General features: G+C 68.5%; 29 protein-coding genes. 11 read left to right on the top strand and 18 right to left on the bottom strand.

Going from position 1 to position 24,577, the window contains the following annotated elements; translation table 11 throughout:
- Positions 1–3 precede the first annotated feature (3 nt).
- Positions 4–1,137, bottom strand: coding sequence for an LLM class flavin-dependent oxidoreductase (locus AB0M14_RS25825; RefSeq protein WP_364999196.1), 1,134 nt, complete (start codon positions 1,135–1,137; stop codon positions 4–6).
- Positions 1,138–1,319: 182 nt separating this feature from the next.
- On the opposite strand from AB0M14_RS25825, the gene AB0M14_RS25830 reads away from it, so the two are divergent.
- Positions 1,320–1,640, top strand: coding sequence for a hypothetical protein (locus AB0M14_RS25830; protein WP_364999198.1), 321 nt, complete (start codon positions 1,320–1,322; stop codon positions 1,638–1,640).
- A gap of 11 nt (positions 1,641–1,651) precedes the next feature.
- Here the strand turns inward: AB0M14_RS25830 and ilvD are convergent, their stop codons facing one another.
- From ilvD to AB0M14_RS25850, 4 genes are all read right to left on the bottom strand, one after another.
- Positions 1,652–3,343, bottom strand: coding sequence for a dihydroxy-acid dehydratase (gene ilvD, locus AB0M14_RS25835; RefSeq protein ID WP_364999200.1), 1,692 nt, complete (start codon positions 3,341–3,343; stop codon positions 1,652–1,654).
- Between the two features lie 10 nt (positions 3,344–3,353).
- On the bottom strand, positions 3,354–4,595 hold the full coding sequence (locus AB0M14_RS25840; RefSeq protein ID WP_364999202.1) for an SGNH/GDSL hydrolase family protein: 1,242 nt from the start codon (positions 4,593–4,595) through the stop codon (positions 3,354–3,356).
- A 26-nt stretch (positions 4,596–4,621) separates the two neighbouring features.
- On the bottom strand, positions 4,622–6,052 hold the full coding sequence (locus AB0M14_RS25845; RefSeq protein WP_364999204.1) for a DHA2 family efflux MFS transporter permease subunit: 1,431 nt from the start codon (positions 6,050–6,052) through the stop codon (positions 4,622–4,624).
- 73 nt (positions 6,053–6,125) lie between these two features.
- Positions 6,126–6,602 carry a MarR family winged helix-turn-helix transcriptional regulator gene (locus AB0M14_RS25850; RefSeq protein WP_364999206.1) on the bottom strand — a complete coding sequence of 159 codons (477 nt, stop codon included), beginning with the start codon at positions 6,600–6,602 and terminating at the stop codon, positions 6,126–6,128.
- A gap of 145 nt (positions 6,603–6,747) precedes the next feature.
- Here AB0M14_RS25850 and AB0M14_RS25855 point away from each other — a divergent pair, with 145 nt between their 5' ends.
- A complete protein-coding gene (locus tag AB0M14_RS25855; protein ID WP_365000478.1) occupies positions 6,748–7,857 on the top strand; it encodes a metallophosphoesterase in 1,110 nt (369 codons plus the stop codon).
- Between the two features lie 18 nt (positions 7,858–7,875).
- Here the strand turns inward: AB0M14_RS25855 and AB0M14_RS25860 are convergent, their stop codons facing one another.
- On the bottom strand, positions 7,876–8,412 hold the full coding sequence (locus AB0M14_RS25860; protein WP_364999207.1) for a GNAT family N-acetyltransferase: 537 nt from the start codon (positions 8,410–8,412) through the stop codon (positions 7,876–7,878).
- A 6-nt stretch (positions 8,413–8,418) separates the two neighbouring features.
- The gene (locus tag AB0M14_RS25865) at positions 8,419–8,928 is read right to left on the bottom strand and encodes a helix-turn-helix domain-containing protein (protein ID WP_364999209.1); all 510 of its coding nucleotides are present in this window, start codon (positions 8,926–8,928) and stop codon (positions 8,419–8,421) included.
- A gap of 81 nt (positions 8,929–9,009) precedes the next feature.
- Between AB0M14_RS25865 and AB0M14_RS25870 the strand changes: the two genes are divergently transcribed.
- Positions 9,010–9,441 carry a hypothetical protein gene (locus tag AB0M14_RS25870; protein WP_364999210.1) on the top strand — a complete coding sequence of 144 codons (432 nt, stop codon included), beginning with the start codon at positions 9,010–9,012 and terminating at the stop codon, positions 9,439–9,441.
- Between the two features lie 45 nt (positions 9,442–9,486).
- Here AB0M14_RS25870 and AB0M14_RS25875 read toward each other — a convergent pair whose 3' ends face one another.
- Positions 9,487–10,674: an MFS transporter gene (locus AB0M14_RS25875; protein ID WP_364999212.1), complete on the bottom strand. Its 1,188-nt coding sequence runs from the start codon at positions 10,672–10,674 to the stop codon at positions 9,487–9,489.
- 43 nt (positions 10,675–10,717) lie between these two features.
- Positions 10,718–11,464: an SDR family oxidoreductase gene (locus tag AB0M14_RS25880; RefSeq protein WP_364999214.1), complete on the bottom strand. Its 747-nt coding sequence runs from the start codon at positions 11,462–11,464 to the stop codon at positions 10,718–10,720.
- Between the two features lie 142 nt (positions 11,465–11,606).
- Between AB0M14_RS25880 and AB0M14_RS25885 the strand changes: the two genes are divergently transcribed.
- Positions 11,607–12,533, top strand: coding sequence for a LysR family transcriptional regulator (locus AB0M14_RS25885; RefSeq protein WP_364999215.1), 927 nt, complete (start codon positions 11,607–11,609; stop codon positions 12,531–12,533).
- Positions 12,534–12,563: 30 nt separating this feature from the next.
- Here the strand turns inward: AB0M14_RS25885 and AB0M14_RS25890 are convergent, their stop codons facing one another.
- Positions 12,564–13,679, bottom strand: a complete 1,116-nt coding sequence (locus AB0M14_RS25890) for a serine hydrolase domain-containing protein (protein WP_364999217.1) — start codon at positions 13,677–13,679, stop codon at positions 12,564–12,566.
- A 7-nt stretch (positions 13,680–13,686) separates the two neighbouring features.
- Positions 13,687–14,550: a helix-turn-helix domain-containing protein gene (locus AB0M14_RS25895; protein ID WP_364999219.1), complete on the bottom strand. Its 864-nt coding sequence runs from the start codon at positions 14,548–14,550 to the stop codon at positions 13,687–13,689.
- Positions 14,551–14,682: 132 nt separating this feature from the next.
- On the opposite strand from AB0M14_RS25895, the gene AB0M14_RS25900 reads away from it, so the two are divergent.
- Positions 14,683–15,504, top strand: a complete 822-nt coding sequence (locus AB0M14_RS25900) for an alpha/beta fold hydrolase (RefSeq protein WP_364999221.1) — start codon at positions 14,683–14,685, stop codon at positions 15,502–15,504.
- 74 nt (positions 15,505–15,578) lie between these two features.
- The gene (locus tag AB0M14_RS25905) at positions 15,579–16,172 is read left to right on the top strand and encodes a DinB family protein (protein WP_364999223.1); all 594 of its coding nucleotides are present in this window, start codon (positions 15,579–15,581) and stop codon (positions 16,170–16,172) included.
- Here AB0M14_RS25905 and AB0M14_RS25910 read toward each other — a convergent pair whose 3' ends face one another.
- From AB0M14_RS25910 to AB0M14_RS25920, 3 genes are all read right to left on the bottom strand, one after another.
- Positions 16,173–16,904 carry a ZIP family metal transporter gene (locus AB0M14_RS25910; RefSeq protein WP_364999224.1) on the bottom strand — a complete coding sequence of 244 codons (732 nt, stop codon included), beginning with the start codon at positions 16,902–16,904 and terminating at the stop codon, positions 16,173–16,175.
- Between the two features lie 56 nt (positions 16,905–16,960).
- Positions 16,961–17,374 (bottom strand): hypothetical protein, encoded by a 414-nt coding sequence (locus AB0M14_RS25915; protein WP_364999225.1) that lies wholly within the window; start codon positions 17,372–17,374, stop codon positions 16,961–16,963.
- A 129-nt stretch (positions 17,375–17,503) separates the two neighbouring features.
- Positions 17,504–17,860, bottom strand: coding sequence for a hypothetical protein (locus AB0M14_RS25920; protein ID WP_364999227.1), 357 nt, complete (start codon positions 17,858–17,860; stop codon positions 17,504–17,506).
- Positions 17,861–18,201: 341 nt separating this feature from the next.
- Here AB0M14_RS25920 and AB0M14_RS25925 point away from each other — a divergent pair, with 341 nt between their 5' ends.
- Positions 18,202–18,393, top strand: coding sequence for a DUF1059 domain-containing protein (locus AB0M14_RS25925; protein WP_364999229.1), 192 nt, complete (start codon positions 18,202–18,204; stop codon positions 18,391–18,393).
- 6 nt (positions 18,394–18,399) lie between these two features.
- Here AB0M14_RS25925 and AB0M14_RS25930 read toward each other — a convergent pair whose 3' ends face one another.
- The gene (locus AB0M14_RS25930; protein ID WP_364999231.1) at positions 18,400–19,125 is read right to left on the bottom strand and encodes a DUF4386 family protein; all 726 of its coding nucleotides are present in this window, start codon (positions 19,123–19,125) and stop codon (positions 18,400–18,402) included.
- 248 nt (positions 19,126–19,373) lie between these two features.
- On the opposite strand from AB0M14_RS25930, the gene AB0M14_RS25935 reads away from it, so the two are divergent.
- A complete protein-coding gene (locus AB0M14_RS25935; RefSeq protein WP_364999233.1) occupies positions 19,374–20,174 on the top strand; it encodes an alpha/beta hydrolase in 801 nt (266 codons plus the stop codon).
- Positions 20,175–20,177: 3 nt separating this feature from the next.
- Here AB0M14_RS25935 and AB0M14_RS25940 read toward each other — a convergent pair whose 3' ends face one another.
- On the bottom strand, positions 20,178–20,831 hold the full coding sequence (locus tag AB0M14_RS25940; protein ID WP_364999235.1) for a molybdopterin-dependent oxidoreductase: 654 nt from the start codon (positions 20,829–20,831) through the stop codon (positions 20,178–20,180).
- Between the two features lie 161 nt (positions 20,832–20,992).
- On the opposite strand from AB0M14_RS25940, the gene AB0M14_RS25945 reads away from it, so the two are divergent.
- Positions 20,993–22,420 (top strand): DUF1254 domain-containing protein, encoded by a 1,428-nt coding sequence (locus tag AB0M14_RS25945; protein WP_364999237.1) that lies wholly within the window; start codon positions 20,993–20,995, stop codon positions 22,418–22,420.
- On the opposite strand, the gene AB0M14_RS25950 is transcribed toward AB0M14_RS25945, so the two are convergent.
- Positions 22,404–22,997, bottom strand: a complete 594-nt coding sequence (locus AB0M14_RS25950; RefSeq protein WP_364999239.1) for an XRE family transcriptional regulator — start codon at positions 22,995–22,997, stop codon at positions 22,404–22,406. The genes AB0M14_RS25945 and AB0M14_RS25950 overlap by 17 nt on opposite strands.
- An 85-nt stretch (positions 22,998–23,082) precedes the next feature.
- Between AB0M14_RS25950 and AB0M14_RS25955 the strand changes: the two genes are divergently transcribed.
- Together AB0M14_RS25955 and AB0M14_RS25960 are read left to right on the top strand one after the other, a co-directional pair.
- A complete protein-coding gene (locus AB0M14_RS25955) occupies positions 23,083–23,703 on the top strand; it encodes a class I SAM-dependent methyltransferase (RefSeq protein WP_364999241.1) in 621 nt (206 codons plus the stop codon).
- Positions 23,704–23,714: 11 nt separating this feature from the next.
- Positions 23,715–24,191, top strand: coding sequence for a DinB family protein (locus AB0M14_RS25960; protein ID WP_364999243.1), 477 nt, complete (start codon positions 23,715–23,717; stop codon positions 24,189–24,191).
- Here AB0M14_RS25960 and AB0M14_RS25965 read toward each other — a convergent pair.
- Positions 24,188–24,577 (bottom strand): NUDIX hydrolase, encoded by a 390-nt coding sequence (locus AB0M14_RS25965; RefSeq protein ID WP_364999245.1) that lies wholly within the window; start codon positions 24,575–24,577, stop codon positions 24,188–24,190. The two genes, AB0M14_RS25960 and AB0M14_RS25965, sit on opposite strands and share 4 nt — an antisense overlap.

Below are 24,577 nucleotides of genomic sequence, written 5' to 3' on the forward strand. Positions count from 1 at the left end.
GGTCTAGGACGACGCGACTTCGAGACCGCGATGCACCGCCGGCGCATCGGGGTGCTGCCACAATCCGCGCGCCGCCAGTCGCGGCAGGACGCCTTCGCCGAACCAGTACGCCTCTTCCAGATGCGGATATCCGGACAGCACGAATTCGTCGATGCCCAGATCGTGGTATTCGAGGATCCGGTCGGCGACCTCGTCGTGACTCCCGACCAGCGCCGTGCCGGCGCCACCGCGCACCAGGCCGATGCCCGCCCAGAGGTTCGGGTAGATCTCCAGCGAGTCGCCGTCGTGCAGGGCCAGCATGCGGCGCTGTCCCTCGGATTCGCTGCGCGCCAGCGACTTCTGGATATCGGCGACGGCCGCGGGATCGAACCCGGCCAGCAGCCGGTCGGCCTCGGCCCACGCCTGCGCCGAGGTGTCGCGGGTGATCACATGCAGCCGGATTCCGAAGCGCACGGTCCGGCCTTCGCGCCGCGCGAGCTTACGGATCCAGGCGATCTTCTCCGTGACCTGCGCGGGTGGCTCGCCCCAGGTCAGATAGACGTCGGAGTGCCGCGCCGCGATGGTGCCCGCGATCGGCGACGAGCCGCCGAAGTAGATCTCCGGCACCGGGTTCGGCGCCTGCGCCAGCTTCGCCTGCTCGACGTGGATGTGCTCGCCGGACGCGCTGACGGTCTCCCCCGCCCACAACCTGCGCACCACCTCGAGGAACTCGCCGGTGCGCAGGTAGCGGCCGTCCTTGTCCAGGAAGTCGCCATAGGCTCGCTGTTCGCTGGATTCGCCGCCGGTGACGACGTTGATCAGCAGCCGGCCGCCGGTCTGGCGCTGAAAGGTACTCGCCATCTGCGCGGCCAAGGTCGGCGACAGGAAGCCGGGCCGCAACGCCACCAGGAACTTCAGCCGCTTCGTCGCCTGACTGACCATGGCGGTCGTCAGCCACGCGTCTTCACACCAGGCGCCGGTCGGCGTCAGCACCGCCTCGAACCCGAGGCGCTCCGCGGCGACCGCGATCTGACTGAGGTAGGCCACGTTCGGCGGGCGGTCGCCCGCGGAACTCGTCGCGGTCGCGCCGTGACCGCCGCCGACGACATTGCGACTGTCACCATTGGTGGGCAGAAACCAGTGGAAGGTCAAGGACATTCGACCGATCCAACTCGGCCGGGACCGCGCAGGCCAGGTATCGAATCGGGCAGATTCGAATAGGAATTCCCGGCATCCGCCGCGCAGCGTTCGGGGACGCTCAGCGCACCCAGCGTGCATGGTGTCGGTACCCTCGGGCATCCTCGATAGCGATAGCCGCTTCATCCCGCCCGGAGCACACAATGCCGACCTTCTTGTCCGACAACCAGATCCAGAGAATCGCCGCAGCAGTCGAAGCGGGGCGCTCGCCTCGCGTGTATTTCACCGCCGACGCCGTCGGCATGGAGGAAGGCCGATCCGGCATGGTGGTCGCCCTGGCCCCGCCCACCGAACCCGACTATCTCCATGTGCGGCCCAGCGGTTCGAGAGACACCCTCGCGTTCTCGCCCACCGAACTCACCCTCACCAAACCGGCCCGGCGCCACACCGCCCCGCGGCGGTCCCGCGCCAAGGCCGAATCCCCGTCCCTGTTCGATGATTTCCAAGCCGAGGGCCGGCCGTAACTGTCGCGGCGTCAGCCGGTGACAGCTCCGTGCGCCGCCGAACTGACCAGTTTGCGGTATTTGGCGAGCACGCCCGAGGTGTACTTGGGCGGACGCGGCTCCCAGCCGACCTTGCGAGCGGCGAGTTCGCTCTCGTCGATCTCCACGTCGAGGATGCGGTTGGCGACGTCGAGCACGATCGGGTCACCGTCCGCGACGAAGGCGATCGGCCCGCCGTCGACGGCTTCGGGCGCGACGTGACCGACGCACAAACCCGTTGTGCCGCCGGAGAATCGGCCGTCGGTGAGCAGCAGCACGTCCTTACCCAGGCCGGCGCCCTTGATCGCGCCGGTGATCGCGAGCATCTCACGCATGCCCGGTCCGCCCTTGGGGCCCTCGTTGCGGATGACGACCACATCGCCGGCCGCGATCGTGCCGTCCTCGAGCGCGTCCATCGCGGCCCGCTCCCCGTCGAACACCCGGGCCGTCCCGCGGAACACGTCGGAATCGAAGCCGGCGCTCTTCACCACCGCGCCTTCGGGGGCGAGCGAGCCGTGCAGGATGGTGAGTCCGCCGGTCTTGTGGATCGGCCGATCCAGGCCCCGGATGACGTCCCCGTCGAGGCCGAGCTCGATACCGGAGAGGTTCTCGGCCATGGTCTTTCCGGTGACCGTCATGACGTCGCCGTGCATCAGGCCCGCGTCGAGCAGCGCCTTCATCACGACGGGGATACCGCCGACCTTGTCGACGTCGTTCATGACGTAGCGGCCGAACGGCTTCAGATCCGCCAGGTGCGGCACCTTGTCGCCGACGCGGTTGAAGTCGGCGAGGGTCAGGCCGACACCGGCCTCCCGGGCGATGGCCAGCAGATGCAGGACGGCGTTGGTGGACCCGCCCAGCGCCATGACGACGGTGATCGCGTTCTCGAACGCCTCCAGCGTCATGATGTCGCGGGCCGTGATGCCCCGGCGCAGCAGCTCGACGACGGCCTCGCCGGATTTCACCGCGTACTCGTCCCGGCGACGGTCCGGGGCGGGCGGGGCGGCCGACCCGGGCAGGCTCATCCCGAGCGCCTCCGCGGCCGAGGCCATGGTGTTGGCGGTGTACATGCCGCCGCACGCGCCTTCGCCCGGGCAGATCGCCCGCTCGATCCGGTCGACCTCCTCGCGGGTGATCAGGCCCTTGATACAGGCGCCGACCGCTTCGAAAGCGTCGATGATGGTGACGTCCTTGCCGTCCACATTGCCCGGCAGCGTCGAACCCGCGTAGAGGAACACACTCGACAGATCCAGCCGCGCGGCGGCCATCAGCATGCCCGGCAGGCTCTTGTCACACCCCGCGAGCAGCACCGAACCGTCCAGGCGCTCGGCCATCATGACGGTTTCCACGGAGTCGGCGATGATCTCGCGGCTGACCAGCGAGAAGTGCATCCCCTCGTGTCCCATCGAGATCCCGTCGGACACCGAGATCGTGCCGAACTCCAGCGGATAGCCGCCGCCCGCGTGCACCCCCCGCTTGACCGCCTTCGCGAGGCGATCGAGCGAGAGGTTGCAGGGCGTGATCTCGTTCCAGCTGGAGGCGACACCGATCTGCGGCTTCACCCAGTCGTCGTCGCCCATACCGACGGCGCGGAGCATGCCGCGGGCGGCGGCGCGCTCGAGACCGTCGGTGACGTCGCGGGAGCGGGGCTTGATGTCGAACGACCGGTCGGAGTCGTGTGCCATGGGCGCAAGTCTACGACCCGAAATCAGCGGGGTTCACCGCCGCCGCCATCGCGGTATAGCCGGCGTCGCTGGGGTGGATGTGGTCTCCGCTGTCGAAGTGCGGGGCGAAGCGTTGCGGGTCTGCTGGATCGCGCAGGGCGGCATCGAAATCGACGACGGCGTCGTAGGCGCCCGCCGTGCGGATCCACTCGTTGAAGGCTTGGCGGGTGGCTTCGGCGGCGGGTGAATAGTAGGGCGACCCGTGGATGGGGGTCAGGGTGGCCCCGATGACGCGCAGGCCTTTGGTGCGGGCCTGGCGGATCAGATCGAGATGACCGGCGATGAGCTGTTCGGTGGAGACCGGGACGACGGTGTCGGCGGCGCCCGCCCCGGCGGCGCTGAGGCCGATGTCGTTGATGCCCGCGAGGATGATGACGGTGCCCGCGCCCGGCTGGTCGAGGACGTCGGTGCGGAAGCGGCGTTGCGCGCTGTCGCCCAGCCAGGACGAGTCGACGGTGACCCGGTTGCCGCCGATGCCCTGGTCGATGACGGCGCGTGGATTGCCCTGGGCGGCAAGGCGTTCGGCTAGCTCGTCGGGGTAGCGGTTGTCCGTGCCGGAGGTCGAGCCGATGCCCTCGGTAATGGAATCGCCGAAGGCGATCACCCCGGAGCGGCGCGGGAGCAGGTCGAAGACCTCGACACCGGACAGGTAGTACCAGGATTGGGTGGTTTCGGTGAAAGCGACGCCGGCGGCATCGGCGCGATGGTCGCCGGTGGCGCGATAGCTGGTCGCGAGGGCCTGCGCGTGGTGGGTCGCGGGACCGGTCGGCGCGGCGAGGTGCAGGGTGATGGTCAGGGACTGGAACGGCGCGACCGGAAGCAGCACCGGGTCGGTGGTGAGATCGGCCCCGGCGGGGATGCGGAACTCCGAGGCGGCGCCGAAGGTCAAGGGCCGCAGGGTGTCCGGGCGGATGTTCGCGCCGGACTCGGTGACCGCGATGGTGGCCCCGGCGATCGCCAGCGGCTCGGCGCCGTACCGGTTGGTCAGCCGCACCCGGGTGGCCGCGCCGCCCTGGCTGACCCGGATCACCTGTCGCAGAGTGTGATTCGTGAACCCCTCGGTGGACCAGCTGGGTCCCATTGTCTTACTGGGCTTTTGCGGCGAGGTCGCCCACACCGCGGTCCAGCCCGGTCCGGCGGCGGGCGCCGCCTGCGCGGTGACGACGGCCACGAGAAGGAAGAGTCCGGCCACCAGGGCCCGAAGAAGACGCATGACGAAAGTCCGTTCAGCAGCAGGGATCAGAGAGCGGGAGCGGCGAGTTCCGCAGGAGCGGCGACGGCGACGGCGGGCCGGCGCAACACGGTCAGGGTCACCACCAGCGCAGCGGCGAGCAGTCCGGCGGCGACGGTGAACGCCAAGCGGTAACCGCTGGTCAACGCCTCGGCTTCGGAAGCGCCCGAAACCACTTGGCTCCCAGTGCGCGACGCGGCGAGCGTGGACAGCACGGCAATACCCAGCGCCATGCCGACCTGCTGCGTGGTGTTGAACAAGCCGGAGGCCAGCCCGGCATCCCCGGCTTCGGCATCGGACATGCCCAGGGTGGCCAGCGCGGGCAGCACCAGGCCGCCACCGGCGACCAGCACCATCATCGGCAGCAGATCGACCACATAGGTAGCCTCCACCGGAAGCCTGGTCAGCCAGCCCATTCCGGCCAGCAGCAGGACCAGACCGGCGACCAGCACCGCACGTTCACCGAAGCGGGTGATCAACCGCGCCGAAGCGAACAGCGACACCCCGCCGATGGCGACGGCCGCGGGCAGCATGGCCAGACCGGTGGCCAGGGCGCTGTAGCCGAGGACCTTCTGCATGTACAGCGCGACGATGATCTGGAAGGCGAACATGGCCGACAGCGTCAGCATCTGCACCAGGTTGGCGCCGGAGACATTGCGGGAGCGGAAGATACGCAGCGGTAGCAGCGGCGTCCGCGCGGTCTGCTGGCGCAGCACGAAGGCGGCGAGCATAGCGACGGCGATGGCTCCGAGACCCAGCGTGTGCGCGGAAGTCCAGCCGTGCTCCTCGATCTTGACCACCGTGTAGATGCCGAGCATGAGTCCGCCGGTCACCAGCAGCGCGCCGAGCGCGTCCGCCCCCGCGGCCAAGCCGATACCGCGGTCGGCGGGCAGGGCTTTGATCGCCAGCGCGACGGTCACCACGCCGATCGGCACGTTGATCAGGAAGATCCAGTGCCAGTTCAGCGCGTCGGTCAACACCCCGCCCAGCACCTGGCCGATGGAGGCGCCGGCCGCACCGGTGAAACTGAAGATCCCGATGGCCTTCGCCCGTTCCCGGGGTTCGGTGAACAAAGTGACCAGGATTCCCAGCACCACCGACGAGGCGATCGCGCTGCCCACGCCCTGCAAGAAGCGGGCGGCGACCAGCATTCCCGGCGTCGTGGCCGCACCGGCGAGCAGCGAGGCGAGGGTGAAGACCACGTTCCCGGTGAGGAACATGGTCTTGCGGCCGATCAGGTCGCCCAGCCGCCCGGCCAGCAGCAGCAAGCCGCCGAAGGCGATGAGGTAGGCGTTCACGGTCCAGCTCAGGCCGGCGGCGGTGAAGCCGAGGTCGTTCTGGATCGCGGGCATCGCGACGGTGACGATGCTGCCGTCGAGGATGGTCATCAACGTCGCCGCCGACAGGACGGCGAGGGCGAGGCGCTTGGACATTGTCATGGATCTGCTCCCGTTCGAAATCAACAAGAGAGACCGTACTAGATAGTTCCGTTGCAGACAATATCCAAGCAGACTATTGGCGGGCGCGCCGCGCCGCCGACGCCTCCGCGGGCGCCGCGAGATGTCCCGCTGCCAGGGAATTCAAGGCGCGCAGCAGGTTCTCGCGATCGTCCTTCGGCAGCGCCTCCAGCGCCGCGCGATGCACCCCATCGACGATTTTCTGACTTCGCTTGGCCGCCTTCGCCCCGTCCGGAGTCACCGCGATAATCCGCGCCCGCCGATCCGTGCTGGACGGCCGCCGCTCCGCCAGCCCGGCCTTCTCCAGCGCGTCGACCGTGACCACCATCGTGGTCTTGTCCATATCCCCCAGCTCGGCGAGCTGGATCTGCGTCCGCTCCGCCTCGAGCGCGTGCACCAGCACGCAGTGCATCCGCGCGGTCAGGCCGATCTCGGCCAGTGCCGCCGCCATCCGGGTGCGCAGCACGTGGCTGGTGTGATCGAGAAGGAACGACAGGTCGGGCTCATCCCGCTTCGGCGCCAGGGCAGTCATGCCACCATCATAGTTTTGTTACAGATAATCTGCACCAAGCCACATCTTGGACCGTCTTCGGCGAGTCCAGCGGGCGCTGGGCGACGCGCGCGAACTACGCTTATCGACCAGGAGTCGGATTCCGAAAGGGCGGCCTGTGCTGCGAATGATCATCGGCGGCATCGTGCTCGCTCTGGTTCACTGGTTGTTCTACCGTCGCTTCATCCGGGCCACGGGAGTACCCGGGCCCGCCAAGACGGTCGCGGCGGGCGTTCTGGTGGTGCTGTGGCTGGCCCTCGTCGTCGCGTTCAGCGCGGGCAGTCTCTACTCCCCCGAGCCGATCCGGCCGATCGTGTGGTTCGGATTGACCTGGTCCGCCGTGATGTTCTATCTGCTGCTCGGTCTCCTCGTCATCGGCCTGATCTTGTTGATCGCCCGGCTCGCGCAGTTCTCGAATCGCTTGCTACTGCTGCGCGTCCTCTCGGCCGTGCTGGTCGTCGCGGCGGTCGGGACTGTCGCCTACGGCGTGTACGAGGCCGACAACCCGCATGTCGTGTCGGCCGAGGTGCGCTCGCCGAAGCTGCCCGCCGAGCTCGACGGGGTGCGGGTGGCGGTCGTCGCGGATATTCACGTCGGCGCGGCGCGCGGGCCGGCCTTCACGCAGCGGGTCGTCGACCTGGTCAACCGCCAGCAGCCCGATGTCATCGTGCTGCCGGGGGATCTCATCGACGGCTCGGTCGAACTCGTCGGCCCGGACATCGCGCCGATCGCCGGCCTCACCGCGAAGTACGGCAAGTTCGCGGTCGCCGGCAACCACGAGGGCTACGTCGACGGCGTCGCCGACTGGATGGACTTCTGGGAAACCCTCGGCCTCCGGACCCTGCGCAACCAGCGCGCCGAAATCCCCATCAACGGCGCGACTTTGGAACTGGCAGGCGTCTACGACTACGACGCACCCGACCCCTACGGCCCCGACGTCGACGCGGCCGTCGCCGGCCACCGCCCCGACCGCTTCCTCATGCTGATCGCCCACCAGCCCCGGCAGGCTCCCGAAGCCGCCGCCCGCGGAATCGACCTGCAGGTCTCCGGCCACACCCACGGCGGCCAGATCTGGCCACTGAACTACGTCGTCGGCTGGGTCAACGGCACGGTGGCCGGCCTCGACCGAGTAGACGGCATGCAACTCTTCACCACCCGCGGCGTCGGCGCCTGGGGCCCGCCGGTCCGCGTGGGCGCCCGCCCCGACATCGCGATCCTCACCCTCCGCCGCGGCTGACCTCGACCGCGAGCGGAATCAGGCGGGCGGACCCATCCAGGTGTATTCGTATTCGGGCAGGACGAAACCGGCCTCGAACCGGGCGTCGCCGGACGCGGTTCGCCGCCAGCCGCGGCGCTCGTAGAACGCGATCGCGGAGGTGTTGTCGCGCAGCACCTCCAGGTAGACCGGCCGACCCGGGTAGGTGGTCGCGGCCCAGGCCAGCCCCGCGTCGATCAGCCGGGTTCCGATGCCCCGGCCCCGCCGCCCGGGCCGGGCGTGCAGGTTGTCCAGCAGCACGCGGTCGTCGATCGGTCGCAGGTAGATGAAGCCGGTGAGGTGCGCGTCGTCCTCGGCGACGAACAGGCCGGGCTCGACAGTTTCGCGGAGGCGGTTGTCCCACAGGGCTTTTCGATCCGCCTCCAGTGGGCCGTCGAGGTACTCGTCCGGCATGATTCCGGCGTAGGCGGATCGCCAGCTGGCGGCGTGCAGCGCCGCGATCTCGTCGACGTCCGCGACGCCGCCGCTACGAATAGGCATGCCGGACAGCTTGAACGCCGACAGTCCCGTTGTCACGCGGAATTACTCCGCGTGCTGGGCGAGGGCGCTGCGGCGCGCGAGCACCTTGGTGCCCGGCCCGGATGCCGCTCCTGGTCCGGGCAACGCCGTCACATTCTCCGTGGTGACCGATTCGCCGCATGCCGAGCAGCAGACCTGCGGGGTGAAGTGCGCACCGCAGTCGTCGTGCACCAACCGGACGGGTGGGCCGCCGGCGGGGGTGGCCCACTTGTCACCCCAGGCCATCAGTGCCATCAGCACCGGGACGAGTTCACGACCGGCCGCGGTGAGGTGGTACTCGTAGCGCGGCGGCCGCTCCCGGTAGGCCCGGCGCTCCACGATCTCGTCCGCGACCAGGGCCTCCAGGCGTCGAGTGAGCAGATTCCGGGAGATCCCGAGATTCTCGGCGAGGTCGTCGAATCGGTGCAGGCCGAGGTGGATGTCCCGGACGATCAACGGCGTCCACCACTCCCCGACCCGCTCCAGGGACTGCCCGATCGAGCAGTGCATCTCCGCGAAGCTGGTCCGTTGCATGCCTTCAGCATAGAGGGTTGATTGATTGAACTCACTAGGGCTACGGTGATCTCCGGAAGAGTTCAATGAAAGGACTAACTGATGCCGTTCGTAGAATTGTTCGTGCCCAAGGACTCTCTCGACCAGGAACGCCGGGAGCAGATCGGCGGCAAGCTGGTGTCGGAGGTGATGCTCGCCGAGGGCGCGCCCGACACCGAGGCGGCCCGCGCCATCTCGTGGCTGGTGGTCAACGAGATCGATGCCTGGTTCGTGGGCGGTCGGCGTCTCCCTGCCGGGGAGAAGCCGAGATATGTAGTGCGAGTGGGTGTTCCGGCCGGGTCGATGAACGACGACAAGCGCCGCGACATCGTCGCCCGGGTCACCAGGGTGCTCGCGGAGGCCGACGAGGACCCGGCACGTTTCACCGAGGCCGGCAGCGCCTGGGTACACATCAACGAGATTCCGGAAGGAAACTGGGGCGCCCGCGGGGAGATCGTGCGGATCGAGGACATCGTCGCCCTGGTGTCCAGCTGAACGACATCGGCCGGGCGCTTCGACAGCGCCCGGCCGATGCGGCACTCAGGAGCGTGGCGTGCGCCAAACCGCCAGCGCCGCAAGGGCACTGAGCGCGGCGCCGAACCACAACACCGCGGTGAGCGCCACGTTGTCGGCGAGGAGTCCGCCGAACAGCGCACCCAGCGCAATAGCCAGGTTGAACATGGCGGTGTTCAGCGCGGTGGCGGCTTCGGTGGAATCCGGTGCGGCGCGCAGGATCCAGGTCTGCACGCCGACCGGGATGCCGCCGAAGGCCGCGCCCCAGGCCAGCAGCAGCGCGACGCCGGTGATCGGCGTGCCGCCCGCGAGTGCGATCACCGCCAGCACCGTGGCGAGCAAGACACTGATGACGATCAGGGTGCGGCGGATGTCGCGTCCACCGACCGCGCCGGTGACGAAGTTGCCGATGATGCCCGCGACACCGAAGGCCAGCAACGCCGCGCCGATGAGCTGCTTGTCGATTCCGGTGTGCGAAGCCAGGATCGGACTCACGAACGTGAACGCGGCGAAGTGCCCGCTCACCAGCAGGAACGTGACCAGCACACCGGCCCGGACGACCGGATTGCCGAACTGCTCGCCCAACGTGCGCAGCCGGACCGGTTCGGTGGCAGGCATATTCGGCAACAGCAGCAGCAACGCCACGACCACCAGCAGGCCCAGACCGCCGAGCACGCCGAAGGCGACACGCCAATCGGCGAGCTCACCGATCAGCGTTCCGGCCGGAATGCCGAGCACGTTGGCGGCGGTCGCACCGCCGAACGCGATCGCGGTGGCTTGCGGAACGTACTGTCCGGGCACCATGCGCACGGCGATCCCGGCGGCAAGCGCCCAGAATCCGCCGATGGCGATCCCCACCAGAAAACGCGCGGCCAGCAGCACCGCGAAGCTGGGAGCGAAGGCGGACAACAGATTCGCCGCCACCATCAGGGTGATGAGGCCGAGCAGCACGATGCGGCGATCCAGCCGCCCGATCGCCACCGGCAGCAGCGGCGCGGTCGCGGAGGCGACCAGGCCGGGCACGGTCACCATCAAACCGGCCGTGCCGTCGGAGACGTGCAGCGCGCCGCCGACCGCGGGCAGCACGCCGACGGGCAGCTGCTCCGAGGTCACCACCGCGAACGTGCCGAGCGCGACCGCCCCGACAGCGAACCAGCGCCGCAACGGAACTCGCTCCGGAGCGGAATCGACAGGTGCGGGCACAGCGAGAGACATGCGAATACTCCTTGATTGTGACGATGAGAGATGAGCGGGAAGATCACTCGAGTCCGCCGTCGACGCGGATGACCTGCCCGGAAACCCAGTCCGCGGCAGCACTGGTGAGCCACATGACCACTCGCGCGGTGTTTTCCGGCTGACCCAGGCGTCCCCGCGGATACCGGGGTATCAGGCTCGCGGCATCCACACCGGGACAGAAAGAATCGGTCACCGGTCCCGGCGCGACCGCGTTGACGGTGATATCCCGCGCCGCCAGCTCGTGCGCGGCGGTGCGCACCAGCCGCTCGACGGCGGCCTTCGCCGCCGAATACAACCCCAGCCCCGCGGGCGCACCGAGGGCCAGCGCACTGGTCAGCGCCACATAGTGGCCGTGATCGGCGAGGTGACGAGCGGCGGCGCGCAGCGTGTTGAACGCGCTGCGGGTATTGCGGTCGATGAGCCGGTCGAACTCCGCGTCGGTGTTGTCCGCCAGCGGCTTTCCCAGCGCCGTGCCCACGGTGTGGACCACGATGTCGAGCCGTCCGTGCCGGGCGACCACCCCGGCGAACAACGTGTTCACGTCGGCGGACCGGGTGGCGTCGGAGCGGACGGCCTCCGCGGTGACTCCGTGGCGATCGAGCGCGGTCAAGGTCTTGGCCGCCGCATGCTCACCGTGGGAGTAGCTGATGACCGTGGTCGCGCCGCGCGCCGCCAGCAGTTCGGCGCACGCCGCGCCTTGATTGCGGCTGCCACCGACCACCAACGCGACCTTGCCCTCGAGATCGCGTGCCGAGAGTGTGGAAGTCATTGAGTGGCGGCCCTTTCCGGAGGTCGGTGCTGTGCCCCCAGCCTGCTGGGCCGGCCGCGTGAGCGGAAACAGAAGATTCCGGTGCCTGCCACCGGCGTTCTCGGTTGCCGCTGCACACCGCCGGTCGGCTACCGTGATCGGCATGGTCGACCTGGATATCCGCCAGCTGCAGTCGTTCCTGGTGGTGGCCCAGGAGCTCAACATCACCCGCGCCTCGGCCCGGCTGCATCTCAGCCAGCAGACGCTGTCCACCCAAATCCAGCAGCTCGAACGCGCGATGGGTGTGACGCTGCTGGTCCGGACCTCCCGGGGGGTGCTGCTCACCCCGGCCGGCGCGGAACTGGAACGCGGCGGCAGCGCAGTGGTCTCCGACATCGGGGAGCTCACCGAACGGGTGCGGGCCGCGGACCAGGGCCGCCTGGGCACGCTGCGCATCGCCTGCTGCCCCTACGCGACCGCGCTGTTCGCCACCGAGGTGGCCGACGCGATGGAGGCCGCAGTCCCGGGCCTCGAGGTCGAATTGACCACGGTGCGTACCCCGCCCGAGGAGCGGGCACTGTTGCTTGCGGGCGAGGTCGACGCCGCCTTCATGTGGCTTCCTTTGGGCGACAACCACTTCCAACACGCGACTGTCCGCAGCGACCGGCGCGCGGTGGCGCTACCGGCCGGACATCGACTCGCCGACCAGGAGGCCGTCACCCTCGCCGACCTGGCCGACGAGCCGGTCCTGCGCCCGGATATCTTTCTCTCCGAAGAGAATCTGTGCCACTGGATCGCCGACCCGCGCCCCGACGGCTCCCCCGCCCGCCGCGGCCCGGAACTGACGACGGTCGAGGACGCCCTGATGGCCGTGGCCCGCGGCAAGGGCGTCTGGCTGGCGCCCGAACCGCTGAGCGCCTGGATCCCTGCCTCCACGATCCAGTGGCGTCCGGTAAAGGACGCGGCCACTTCCGACCTCGCCCTCGTCTGGACCGACCGGAAACGCCAGCCACTCATCGCCAGAATGATCGCCGAGGTCCAGAAAATCACCGGCTGGACCGCTCCCACAGACCAGCCGTCCCCTGCCTAGTCAGCGCCCCAAGGCGCCAACGATCATGGTCTAACCCAGTGCCAGCTGGGTGAGGGCTTGGAGTGCGGCGTCGATGGGATGGGGCTGGGGTCTACCTGTGGCGTCCAGTCGGTTCCAGCGCTGCAAGTTGACCGCCATGGACATTTGCCGTGTGCCGTCGGCGCTGGTCATCGACATCGCGCCGCCGCCCCAGACGGAACCCTCATGGCCCCAATACGTTCCGCCGCCGGGCATGGTCAGCTTCTGCAAGCCGAGGCCGTAGTCGATGGTCTTTCCGTCGAAGGCGATGACCGGAACCGTGTGCTGCATCTGCGCCAGGGACGATTCGGAAATGATCTCACCGGCAAGCAGCAGGCCGAAGAAGCGGTTCAGGTCCGCGACCGTCGAGATCAGGGAAGCCGCCGGTCCCGTCCACGACATGTCGAAGACGCTGAAGTCGCGCGGCGGGTCGATCATGCCGAACCACGCTTCGTAGTGCAGTGCGTGCGGTCCGTGGATTTCGGTTCCGAGCGGGAGTTCGGTGCCGTGCAGGCCGGCGCGTTCGATGATGTCGCGGGTGATGGCCTGCTCCGCCGAGGTGCCGGTGACCAGCTCCAGAAGCTGGCACATGAGCAGGTAATTGGTGTTCGAATACACGCCCGGCGTGCCACCGAGAGTCCCGGCGGCAGGCGCGGAGACCCCCAGCTCGATCAGCTCGGTCCGATCGAATCTGGTGAACCGGTTGTCGTCGAGGCTCTCCGGGGTCATTTTGGCCGGGTCCGGGAAGCCCGCGAGGGACGAGTAGGCGTACGGGAGGAAATCGGTGAGCCCGCTGGTGTGGTTGATCAGCATCCGGACCGTGATCGCCGCACCTCGTTCGCCGGGAACCAGTTGCGGCAGGTAGTGGCCGATGGGTGCGTCCAGGTCCACCGTGCCGAGGTCGACCTGGTGCAGGACAGCGGCGGCGGTGAACGTCTTGGTGATGCTGCCGACGCGGTGGCGCATGTCGGGGGTGACGGGCCGGCCGGTGGCGAGATCGGCGACTCCGGCCGCGCCGCGCCAGGTTTCGTTGTTGTCGCGCACCTCGGCGAAAATGCCGGGCATGCCCGCCTGATGGACGGTCTCCAGGGCGGTTTGTAGTTTCGCGGGATCGAATGTGTTGGTCACCAGCCCACTATCGAGCGGGCGCCCCCGCCGGGTATTGGAAAAATCTTCCCCACACCTGGTGCCGCTGCCGGGCGATGGCGGGCATGTAGTGCGCCGCGAGCGCCCCGGGCGTCTGGCCGGCGAAGATCGACACGTCACGGCTCAGATGCGCCTGATCGGTGTACCCGCACTCCACCGCGACCTCCGCCGCGGGCCGTCCCGCCAGCAGTCCCCCTGCCGCGTGCCGGAACCGGACCAGCATCGCCGCCCGCTTGGGTGTCAGGCCGATCTGGGACTCGAACCGCGCCCACAGCCGCTTATGGCTCCAGCCGACGGATTCGGCGAGCGCACCGACCTTCACCTGGCCGTGCGAGCCGAGTATGCGGTTCCAGCCTGCCAGGACCTCTGGGTCCGGCGTGCGTCGCAACCGTTCACCGTGCGCCAGAAACGATTTCGTCAACGCGAAGCGCTCTTCCCAGGTCTGGGCGGAGGCCAGTTGGGCACGCAGGCGCTGTGCCCGCTCGCCCCAGAGGTCGTCCAGCGCGACCACGCTTCGGCCCAGATCTCCCGGCGCGATACCCAGCAGCGAATACGCCTGGATCGGCGACATTCGAATCTCGACACATGCCGCCCGTTCGGCCCGCACACGCAAAGCGTCGACGGGCAGCCCGACAACGAAAGCACCGAGGTGGCGCTGCCCGTTCGTGTCGTCGACGATCACGTCGCGACCCCCGAATTCGATCACCACGGTGACCGCGGCCGTCCCGGCAACGCGTAGATCCAATCCGGCGCCACCCGTGTCGCGGTAGCCGATGATCGTGGCGCCCAATGGCCCCGCGTCGACCGGACCCGCGAAATCCCACTCCGCCTCAGACTCCCGACCGAACTCCACTCGTCCAGGCTACGGAAGGGCTGCCGGATCAACCGTTAAGGGCGACCAACTGGTTGCATACATAGCAATGTATGCATATTCTGCGCGGTGGAATGTGTTCACCTGAACCTGTTGTCTTCCAGAAGGATCGACATGACCTCAATCCGTGACCGCGCCGCCGCGTTCGAACGTGACCACCAGAAGAAGACGTTGCGCACGGGCGGCCACGAGTGGATCTACTACGTCGCCGGAGGCGGCACGCCGGTGCTGCTGCTGGCAGGCGGGTCCGGAATCGCGATCGGCTGGCTCGACCTGACCCCCGCCCTGCGCCCCGGCTACCGCACGCTCGCCGTCGACTACCCGCCCGGCCCCGCCACGCTCGAAGAACTCGCCGACGGTCTCATCGCCATACTCGACGCCGAAGGTATCGACTCGACCCCAGTGATCGGGCAGTCCGCGGGCGGCATGCTGGCGGAGGTCCTGTCCCAGCGCGCACCCGAGCGGGTACGTTCGCTGGCCCTCACCAGTACCGGGTTGTACGGACCGGAGGACATCACGCGGTTGCAGACCGCCGTGGCCCGCACCCGTGACACGCCTTGGGACGACACCCTGGCCGCGATCGGCGCGTCCCTGCGCAACACCTGGAAAGACGCCGCCGAAGCCGAGTTCTGGGTCGAGCGCGTCGATTCCGCGACCCGCGCCGCCGGGCACCAGGCGACCGTCAACTCCTACCAGCGCCTGCTCGACGCCGCCGAGCGGCTGGCGGAGCTGCATCCGAAGACGCCGTGGCAGGGACCCGCGTTGATCCTCAGAGCCGACGACGATCCCCTCATCACCACCGAGCACACTCGGCGTCTGCAAGACCTGCACCCCGATGCCGAAGTCGTCAGGTTCCCGGAGGGCGGGCACTCGCTGCTGCTGAGCCGCCCCGCCGACTACATCAGCACCGTAACCACCTTCTTGCACCGCCACTGACGCGCCCGGTCGAACCGATCGCGGAGAGCGCAACTCGAACCGTGAGTCCGACGGTTCCTGCCAGAATGCTCGGCATGACTGACTCCGACTCGAAATCGGTCCTGCATCGCTATCTGCGTTCGGCGCGGGAAGCGATGGTGTGGAAGCTCGACGGGTTGTCCGAGTACGACATTCGACGGCCTATGACACCCACCGGTACGAATCTGCTCGGGCTCGTCAAGCACCTCGGGTCGGTGGAGTTCGGGTATTTCGGCGACACCTTCGGCCGGGGCTACGACGAACCGATCAATCAGCAGGATTTCGAGGCTGATCCCACCGCCGATATGTGGGCTACCGCCGACGAGACGCGGGCGGAGATCGTCGCGTTCTATCACCGGGCCTGGGCACATTCCGACGCCACGATCGAGAGTCTCGATATCGGCGCGGCAGGGGCGGTTCCGTGGTGGGATCCCGATCATCGAGTGGTCACACTGCATCAGATCCTCGTGCACGTGACCGCCGAAACCAATCGGCACGCCGGGCATGCCGACATCATCCGTGAGCTGCTCGACGGCGCGGCGGGGCTGCGGCCCGCCAACGACAACATGCCCACCCACGATCCGAATTGGTGGCAGAAGTATCGGGACATGCTGGAGGAGACGGCGCGGCGGGCAGCCGGACTCGAGTGATCAGTGGCTGAGAGCCGCTACGCCGAGCATGCAGGCCACGCCCGCGAGCGTGCAGAACAGCGGGGCTTTGGCCGGTTTGCCCGCGTGCGCTTCGGGCAGGATGTCGGCCGTCGCGAGGTAGAGCAGGAAGCCGGCGAAGTAACCGAGGTAGAGGCCGACCAGCTCCGGGGGCACCCGCACCAGGGTGCCGATGACCGCGCCGACCACGGGCGCGATGGCGTCGAGGCCGAGCAGGATGTAGCCACGGCGGCGTTGATTGCCGTAGAGGGTGGCGATGGTGAAAGTGTTGAAACCGTCGGCGAAGTCGTGGCAGATGACGGCAATGGCGACCGCGACGCCGACGCTCGCGCCGGCCTGGAAGCCGAAGCCGATACTGAGGCCGTCGAGCATGCTGTGGAACACCAGTCCGGAGGCTGCCAGCAGGCCCACCGATTCGAATCCGTGGTGGTGTGCACCGAATTCGTCCTCGTACCCGGTGTGTAGGGCGACCGTGCGCTCCATGACGTGCACCGTCAGGAAGCCGACGACCGCGGCCAGCAGCGGCACCGGAACACCGAAGGCTTCGTGCTGCTCTTGCTCGAGCGCTTCGGGCATCAGATCGAAGGCGACCACGCCGAGCATCACCCCGGCCGCCAGTCCGAGCACGAGGCGTTTGCGCTCACCGATCCGCACGGCCACCAAGCCACCGACCAGCGTCATACACATGGACAACACCGCCAGCAGAATCGCCATCGTCCCAGCATGTCACCGGTCCCGGCATCTCAGCTGAGCCACACCGAGGCGGTGATCTACACCTGATCCCGACCGGCTCCGAGCACGCGGGCGGTCGGATCGGGAGCATCCGCTCGCCACAAACGGTCGGTGATCAAGAACTCGGGCAACTCCAGCCCGGAGCTTTCGGCCAGCCGGAACAGGCCGCCACGAGCCTCGATCTCCCAGCCGAGCGCCAGGGCGCTATCGATCACGAGCCGGATGTCCCGGGCCTCCGGATACGCGCTGTCCGTCGCGGCCGGTTCCCATCCGTCGCCCACGCTCTTCGACAGCAGGTCCACCACCACAGGCCGGCTGTTCTTACCCGCACCCCAGACCCGGACGGAGATACAGCGATGGCGATCGCCGCCGTCACCCTGGACAGTGCTGATCTCGGCGCGCCAGGTGAACTCACGCCCGCCGAATCGCAGCCGACGCAATCTCCTCCGCATATACCGCACCCTATCGACCGAGATCGCATGCAGGCCAGAGAGTTTCCACGCGCCAGCACAGACCGGGACCAGCCTTCGGCCATCCGGGCGGCTCGATCGGCCTGGGCGACATCGCGGTCCCGCGAATTCTCATGCTGGGACACGGGTGAAATCCAGCGGCCGGCCGAGGCCGCCGAAATAGACGAGCGAGAGGGTGTCCGGGTCAGCAAAGGTGACGCCGTAGAAATACACCTCGCCGGGTTGGAGGGTGCCCGAGTCGTCGATGGTGATCAATCGGAGGACCGGACGGTCGACCGTGTCCGGAATCCTCGGCACGCTCGCGGGCGACACCCAATCCCAGCGTGCGCGCCAGGGTGGGCCGGCGCCGGCTCGATCCGCTGTGGTGCCGTCCGCGTAGAAGGTCCGTATCTCGGTCCGGTCCTGTACCGACCGCCAGGCCCCGATCAGCTGCTCGGCTTCCGCAGGGGCCGCTACCGGCGTCGGCACGGGGGTCGATGGGTCCGAGTACGCGGATCGCGCCGTCGAGCTCGGGGCGGCGACTGACGAGGATGTGACCGCGGGGCCGACTTCGCCGGGGTCGGACGAACAGGCGAGCAGTGCTGGCAACGCGAGCAGACAGCATCCGAATACCTTGCCCCACACCATTATTCAAATCCTCCCACAGATCGCCGCACCGGCCGCGAGCCTATCGCACGGGATTGTTCGAGCCGTGCCGACAATGTGGAGATATCGCGGTGACAAATCCACAGCAACATTCTCGCCATTTCCCGGCTCAGTGGGTCTACCGTTGAAGTTGGCACCATATTTGCTTCTCAGGAGGCGTTTCGATGACGAGAAAAGTAGCTGACTGCCGCAGGTTCCCCAGTGAATCCAATTGCACGCTGACCATCTCCGGTGAGGAAGACGAGGTTGTGCGGGCCGCTTATGAGCACGCCATCTCGGTGCATCAGCACCAGGAGGGACAAGAGTTGCTCGAGATGGTTCGCGGGTCGCTCGAAGAGGAGAAAGTCGCGACCTGACTCGCGTTATTGCCGCGCGGTGGATCGTGTCTTGAATCCACGGCGCAGCATGAGAATGCCCATTACCGCCAGCCAGATCGTCGACGCGGCGTTGAACGCCAGTGCGGCGACGAAACCGGCGCTCGGGTGCCAGGCCAAGTATGTGGCGATGCCGCCGAATACGCTGCCCGCCCCGGTCACGGCGACAACCCAGCCCAGCCAGCGTGGGTAGCCCCGCCCGAACGCCACCGCCAGCCCGATCAGCAGGAAGGGCAGGCCGAAGGTCCATGTCGCCGACGCCGTCACCGTGCCGTACAGCACCGCGAACATGGACTCGGCCACCGCTAGCTGGTTCTCCGCCGAGGCGCCCGCCGCCGCCCATTCGTCGGCGATGCGCTTGAAGGCATAGCCGTCGATGGTGTAGTCGACGACGAACACGGCGGCGCCGATCCCCATGCTCGCCACCGCCGTTCGGCCCAGCGCGAACGCGGCGGGGCCCGCCAGCGAGTACGCCAGACCCATCAACGCCACGACCCAGAGCAGGACGCACACGATCCCGGCGAGATGGGTGAGATACCAGTGCGGATCGTCGGCGACGAACCGCAGCGCGGCCGTCACATCCTCATCGGGGAGATCCCCGTGCGCGGTGCCCACCAGGATGAACCCGATGCCACCGACCACCGCGCACGTCCCCGCCAGTTCGAGGAAGAACCGTTGTGCCGCTTCCTCATTCGGCAGCGCTGTCGTCGCCATGCCTGCCAGTGTCGCGCCGCCCGAGCCGACGCGACAGCGTGCTACCACGAGCCCGGATCAGCGTGCTGTCACCGACGGCGGCAGCGCGGCCTCGGCGGCCACCTCTATGTGCCGACCTGCACACGCGTCCAGCGTCGCGGGCGTCGGTTCGATCGGGGGGCGTCACCGGCGACAGGTTCCCGCGGCATCGAGTTCGCCCAGAGCAGAAGTTGTTTCGGGGCGTCGTGAGGGACTCCTACGATCCGAGCATGGAACCGATCACCGGCTTTGCCGCAGGAGTCCCGTTCACCGCGTTGCCGCCGGAGGGGGTTGCGGGGCCGGCTCCGCTGGTGGTGGCGTGGCACATGCTCGACGCGCCGCGGTCGGATGCCGCGTTCGCCGCAGCGCTGCCGATGGCCGGTGTTCCGGCTTGGCGGGTGTATTTGGGTATGCCGTTCTGTGGGGCGCGGATGGTGAACGGGACGATGGATGCCGGGCTGGAGCTGGTGCGACGAGATTCGCTGCGGGCCTACACCGATCGGATGATCAGCGGTGCGGCCGAGGAGTTCCCGGCCGCGTTGGCGGCGTTGTGCGAACAGTTGCCGGTTGCTCCGGGGCCGATCGACCTTGTGGGCGGATCGCTCGGCGGCGGGGTCGCGTTGCTGACGCTGGCGCGGGGTGTGGTTCCGGTGCGGGCGGCGGCGCTGGTGAATCCGGCGATCCGCGCACGGTCGGTGGTGGGACTGATCGAGAAGATGACCGAGCAGCCCTATCCGTGGGACGCCGAGGCGAACGCCGTCGCCGACCGGCTCGACTTCGTCGCGCGGGCCGGGGAGATCGGTGACCGCGCAAGGGTTTTGGTGGTGAGCGGGGAGCTGGACTTCCCGCAGTTCCGGGCGGATGCCGGCGCACTGGTGCACGCGCTGCGCGCACACGGCGCCGACGCCGAGGTCGTCACGGTGCCCGACCTGGCCCACCCACTGGCCGAGGAGCCCGGCATCGAACCCGCCCCGCAGCTGCCGATCGCCAAGACGGTGGACGACATCCTCACCGAGTGGTTCACCCGCTAGGAGTTACCGGGTCCGGCTCCCCTTGGCGCTGAGCGCCCGGATCGGCCCGATCAGCGATCGGTAGACCGGGCGCACCACCCGGCCGGGCAGACGCCGGTGGCGTTCCTCCGCCCAGACCCGCGCCCGGGGATGCGACGCGAGCGGTGACCAGCGGTCCTGGATCGGCGGCTCGGTGGTGTGGAATTCGATGCGGCACAGGTGTTTCGTGTTGATGAACCCGTACTGGCTGGGGCTGACCAGCCGTACCGGCGCGCCGTGGTCGCTGTCGAGAGGTTGCCCGTTGAGACGGTCGGCGATCAGCACGTCGTCGGCCAAGGCGTCCTCGAGGACCACGATGGACTGGAAGCCGTCGAGACCTTCGAAGATGACATGGCTGACCGGGCTGTCGAGCAGCGGTTCGACCCGCGTGCGATAGAAGGCCGCGAAGGGGATCCCTTCCCACAGCAGTCCCGTCGCCGACCAGCCCGCGACGCAGTGGAAGTCCGCCCGCAGTTCTTTCCGGGGCAGACCCGCGAGTTCGGCCACCTCGACGGTCTCGGTTAGTGCTCCGCCGAGCTCGATGACCGGTTCGGCGGGCACCTCCGGCGGCGGGTGGTGCAGGTGGGTGCCGAAGCGCGGGAATCCTTCGACAGCGCGTTGACCTGGGGGAAGTGCCATGTCGATCCTCCTGTTATACGGTGCCGTATAGATGGGACCATACTCCGCTAGCGAAGCTGCCGAAAGCGGACCAACTTGTTGCTAATCTCAGGCAACCAGATTGCTAGACCTCCCTGTACCGCGACGATCACCGTTGGCACCGACACGGAAGGCTTGACAAAATGGACGCCTCGAACAACCCGCTCCCCCGCCGGCTATCGAGGCGCTGGCTGCTCGGTACGACGGCGGTAGCCGGCCTCGCCCTCACCGCATGCGGCTCCGACAGCGGATCGTCCTCGTCGAGCTCGACCACGACCACGCCGTCCGGCAATCCGAAAGACGTTGCCGCCGAGGCCTACACATTCGGCTACCCCTTGGTTCTGATGGACGCGACCCGGGCCGCGGCCGGCGCGGACAACCAATTCGCCAACGCGGTCTCCCTCCCGGACCCGACCGAGCGCCTCGTGGTGCGATTGAACCTGGACACGCTCTACTCCCAAGCCTGGCTGAACCTGCACACCGAACCGCTGGTGCTCCAAGTGCCCGCGATCGAACCGGGCCGCTACTGGCTGATGCAGATCCTCGACGCCTGGAGCAACACACAGCACAATCCCAGCAACATTCGCCCGGAGGTACGCGAGGGGTCGACCACGCCCCCGTACACCTACCTAGTGACCGGTCCGGGCTGGCGGGGCCAGGTGCCCGACGGTATGACCCAACTCGGGATGCCCACCGACATCGCCTGGATCATCGGCCGCATCGAGGTCAGGGGCGCCGAGGACGTCGGCAACGTCCGAGCACTGCAAGACAAGCTGAAACTGGTCCCGCTCAGCGCTTGGCAGCGGGGTGACACCGATTCGCCCGGTCGCCCGTACACGCCGGACCCGGCCGCGGTCCCACCGCCGAAGCAGGTCGCGGCCATGGACGGTCCGGCGTTCTTCAACCGCATGTGCGCGCTGATGGCCGCGAATCCACCCGCACCCGACGACGCTCCCGCACTGGAGCGGTTCGCCACCCTCGGCATCAAGCCGGGCGCGACCGTCGATCCGGGATCCGCCGGCATCCTCAATGACGGTGCGGCCCAGGCGAAAACGCAGATCCCGTCCTACCAGGACCCGAAATCCGAGAACCAGAACGGCTGGCTGTTCACCACCGACCTCGGCGCCTATGGCACGAATTACGCGCTGCGCGCCCGCACCGCGATGCAGGCGCTCGGCGCGAATCTCGCCGAGGACTCCATCTACCCGACCATCTTCACCACTGCCGACGACAACGGCCGCCCGATCCCCTACCGGCTGCGTTTCGCCGCCGGGCAGTTGCCGCCGGTGGACGCGTTCTGGTCGTTGACCGCCTACGACGCCGACAGCTACCTCGTGCCCAACGCGGCCGGGATCTACGCCATCGGGCACGAGACCCCGGTGGTCCCGAATCCCGACGGCTCGGTCGAGATCGCGGTGCAGAGCGCCGACCCGGGACCTGCTGTCCCACGAGCGAATTGGCTGCCCATCCCCGCCTCGGGCAAATTCTCGCTCAGCCTGCGGCTGTACGCGCCGCAGCAGCGGGCGCTGGCCGGCGACTGGCAGGTTCCGGCCCTCACGCCGGCGGGTTGACGTCCCGGCCGGGGTGGACGTGCGCGCGTGTCCCGTGCAGACCGAACAGAATGAGCACCTCGACCGCGCCGCCGTCCGCACTGCCCAGCCAGTGCGGCAGCGACGTGTCGAATTCGGCGGCCTCGCCCGCCGACAAGGTCAGGTCACGTTCGCCGACGATCAGGCGCAGGCGGCCGTTCAGGACGTACAGCCATTCGAAACCCTCGTGCGTCTGCGGTGTCGGCTCCAGGGGTTTCGGGCCGGCCGGAATGATCATCTTGAAGGCCTGGGTGCCGCCGGGCCGCCGGGACAGCGGAATGAAGACCATCCCGTAGCGGTGGATCGGTTTCAGGTGGATCCGGGGGTCGCCGGTGCGCGGGGCGCCGACGAGATCGTCCAGCGGGACGTTGTAGGTGCGGGCCAGCGGCAGCAGTAGTTCCAGGCTGGCTCGGCGCTGGCCGCTCTCCAGGCGGGACAGGGTGCTTTCCGACACTCCGGTCGTCGCGGCGACGTCGGCGAGGGTGATGCCGCGGTCCCGGCGCAGTGCGCGCAGGCGCGGGCCTACCGAGTCGAGCACGTTCTCCGTCTCAGGGTCCACGAGCCCATCTTGCCGGAACCGCAAGTTTGCGTGCCAGATCGTGGCGGGTATGGCGAGACTGGGGCATCCGACGAAAGGAGCCTCGATGACAATCACCGATGCGGTCGCATTCTGGGACAATGTCTACGCGAACCGGCCGACGCACGACCCGCAGCCGAATCACGTTCTCACCGAGATGATTACGGGCAAGCCCGGTACCGCGCTGGATATCGGATGCGGTGGCGGCGGGGACGCGCTGTGGCTCGCGCGGCGAGGGTGGCGGGTCACGGCGGTCGACATTTCGGCCGTGGCGGTCCAGCGACTGGCCGAGCACGCCCGCACCAGCGGGCTGGACGATCGAATCACCGCCGGGCGGCACGACCTGCGCGACTCGTTCCCCACGGGCGTCTTCGACCTGATCTCGGCCCACTACCTGCACACCCCCTTCGATCTGGACCGGTCGACGGTCCTGCGCACGGCAGCGCACGCGCTGCGACCCGGCGGCCTGCTCCTGGTCGTCGACCACGGGTCCACCGCGCCGTGGTCGTGGCACCAGGACTCCGATATCCACTTCCCCACCCCGGCGGAGGTCGCCGCGGGGATCGCACTGGACCCCTCGGCGTGGACCGTCGAGCGGGCCGACGCACCCCGGCGAATCGCGACCGGACCCGACGGGAGCACCGCCGAGGTCACCGACCACGTCCTGCTCATCCGCCGCACCGCGTAAGGAGACCGATCATGCCCACCCGTCACCGCGACGCCCCGCCCCCGCGCACCGGCAGCAGCGAAATCGAGGTGCTCCGCGGATTTCTCGACTACTTGCGTAACTCCATCGCCGCGAAGGTCGACGACGCCCCTGAGCCGCAGGTCCGCACAGCTGGAGTGCCATCGGGCACGAATCTGCTCGGTCTGCTCGAGCACCTGACACACGTCGAGCGCTCGATGTTCCTCGGGGACAAGGTCACCGACTGGCAGGCTACCTTCCACGCCGCCCCGTCGGACACCGTGGCCGACGTCGTCGCCCGCTACCGGACCGCGGTCGAGCACGCCAACAAAGCCCTCGGCGAGTGCACCGACCTCGGCGCACCGCTCCGGCCGGACCGCCGTGCCCCCAGCGTCCGCTGGGCCCTCACCCACATGATCGAGGAGACCGGCCGCCACGCGGGCCACGCCGACATCCTCCGCGAGCTGATCGACGGGGCGACCGGGCGCTAGCGCAGCGCGCCCCGGAAATGCTCGGCAAGGTCGAGGGCTACCGCCTGTTCCGCCGTGCACCAAGCGTGGTCGTCATGCTCCGCTGGATTGAGAGTCACCGCACCCCTGCCGCTTTCGGACACGTCGAAGACCCGCGCATGGATCCGTAGCGGCCGTCCCGCCACATCCATCCAGGAGTGCGCGGACCGTTCGCCGGTGACCTCGACCGCCAGCCCCGTCTCTTCCGCCACTTCCCGGACCGCGGCTTGCTCGGCACGCTCTCCCGGTTCGATGCCGCCGCCCGGCAACTCCCAGCGGCCCGCCAGGAACACTCCCTGAGCCCGTCGAATCAGCAGCACCGCGCCGTCACGCTCGATCCGGCAGTACACCAAGTGCTTCTCGCTCAT

The sequence above is a fragment of the Nocardia sp. NPDC051832 genome (assembly GCF_040681285.1).
In the GTDB taxonomy this organism is placed as follows: domain Bacteria; phylum Actinomycetota; class Actinomycetes; order Mycobacteriales; family Mycobacteriaceae; genus Nocardia.

Coding starts and splice junctions, on each gene's coding strand:
- AB0M14_RS25825 (WP_364999196.1), bottom strand. CDS start 1,137: ATGTCCTTGACCTTCCACTGGTTTCTGCCCACCAATGGTGACAGTCGC.
- AB0M14_RS25830 (WP_364999198.1), top strand. CDS start 1,320: ATGCCGACCTTCTTGTCCGACAACCAGATCCAGAGAATCGCCGCAGCA.
- ilvD (WP_364999200.1), bottom strand. CDS start 3,343: ATGGCACACGACTCCGACCGGTCGTTCGACATCAAGCCCCGCTCCCGC.
- AB0M14_RS25840 (WP_364999202.1), bottom strand. CDS start 4,595: ATGCGTCTTCTTCGGGCCCTGGTGGCCGGACTCTTCCTTCTCGTGGCC.
- AB0M14_RS25845 (WP_364999204.1), bottom strand. CDS start 6,052: ATGACAATGTCCAAGCGCCTCGCCCTCGCCGTCCTGTCGGCGGCGACG.
- AB0M14_RS25850 (WP_364999206.1), bottom strand. CDS start 6,602: ATGACTGCCCTGGCGCCGAAGCGGGATGAGCCCGACCTGTCGTTCCTT.
- AB0M14_RS25855 (WP_365000478.1), top strand. CDS start 6,748: ATGATCATCGGCGGCATCGTGCTCGCTCTGGTTCACTGGTTGTTCTAC.
- AB0M14_RS25865 (WP_364999209.1), bottom strand. CDS start 8,928: ATGCAACGGACCAGCTTCGCGGAGATGCACTGCTCGATCGGGCAGTCC.
- AB0M14_RS25870 (WP_364999210.1), top strand. CDS start 9,010: ATGCCGTTCGTAGAATTGTTCGTGCCCAAGGACTCTCTCGACCAGGAA.
- AB0M14_RS25875 (WP_364999212.1), bottom strand. CDS start 10,674: ATGTCTCTCGCTGTGCCCGCACCTGTCGATTCCGCTCCGGAGCGAGTT.
- AB0M14_RS25880 (WP_364999214.1), bottom strand. CDS start 11,464: ATGACTTCCACACTCTCGGCACGCGATCTCGAGGGCAAGGTCGCGTTG.
- AB0M14_RS25885 (WP_364999215.1), top strand. CDS start 11,607: ATGGTCGACCTGGATATCCGCCAGCTGCAGTCGTTCCTGGTGGTGGCC.
- AB0M14_RS25900 (WP_364999221.1), top strand. CDS start 14,683: ATGACCTCAATCCGTGACCGCGCCGCCGCGTTCGAACGTGACCACCAG.
- AB0M14_RS25905 (WP_364999223.1), top strand. CDS start 15,579: ATGACTGACTCCGACTCGAAATCGGTCCTGCATCGCTATCTGCGTTCG.
- AB0M14_RS25910 (WP_364999224.1), bottom strand. CDS start 16,904: ATGGCGATTCTGCTGGCGGTGTTGTCCATGTGTATGACGCTGGTCGGT.
- AB0M14_RS25915 (WP_364999225.1), bottom strand. CDS start 17,374: ATGCGGAGGAGATTGCGTCGGCTGCGATTCGGCGGGCGTGAGTTCACC.
- AB0M14_RS25925 (WP_364999229.1), top strand. CDS start 18,202: ATGACGAGAAAAGTAGCTGACTGCCGCAGGTTCCCCAGTGAATCCAAT.
- AB0M14_RS25930 (WP_364999231.1), bottom strand. CDS start 19,125: ATGGCGACGACAGCGCTGCCGAATGAGGAAGCGGCACAACGGTTCTTC.
- AB0M14_RS25935 (WP_364999233.1), top strand. CDS start 19,374: ATGGAACCGATCACCGGCTTTGCCGCAGGAGTCCCGTTCACCGCGTTG.
- AB0M14_RS25940 (WP_364999235.1), bottom strand. CDS start 20,831: ATGGCACTTCCCCCAGGTCAACGCGCTGTCGAAGGATTCCCGCGCTTC.
- AB0M14_RS25945 (WP_364999237.1), top strand. CDS start 20,993: ATGGACGCCTCGAACAACCCGCTCCCCCGCCGGCTATCGAGGCGCTGG.
- AB0M14_RS25955 (WP_364999241.1), top strand. CDS start 23,083: ATGACAATCACCGATGCGGTCGCATTCTGGGACAATGTCTACGCGAAC.
- AB0M14_RS25960 (WP_364999243.1), top strand. CDS start 23,715: ATGCCCACCCGTCACCGCGACGCCCCGCCCCCGCGCACCGGCAGCAGC.
- AB0M14_RS25965 (WP_364999245.1), bottom strand. CDS start 24,577: ATGAGCGAGAAGCACTTGGTGTACTGCCGGATCGAGCGTGACGGCGCG.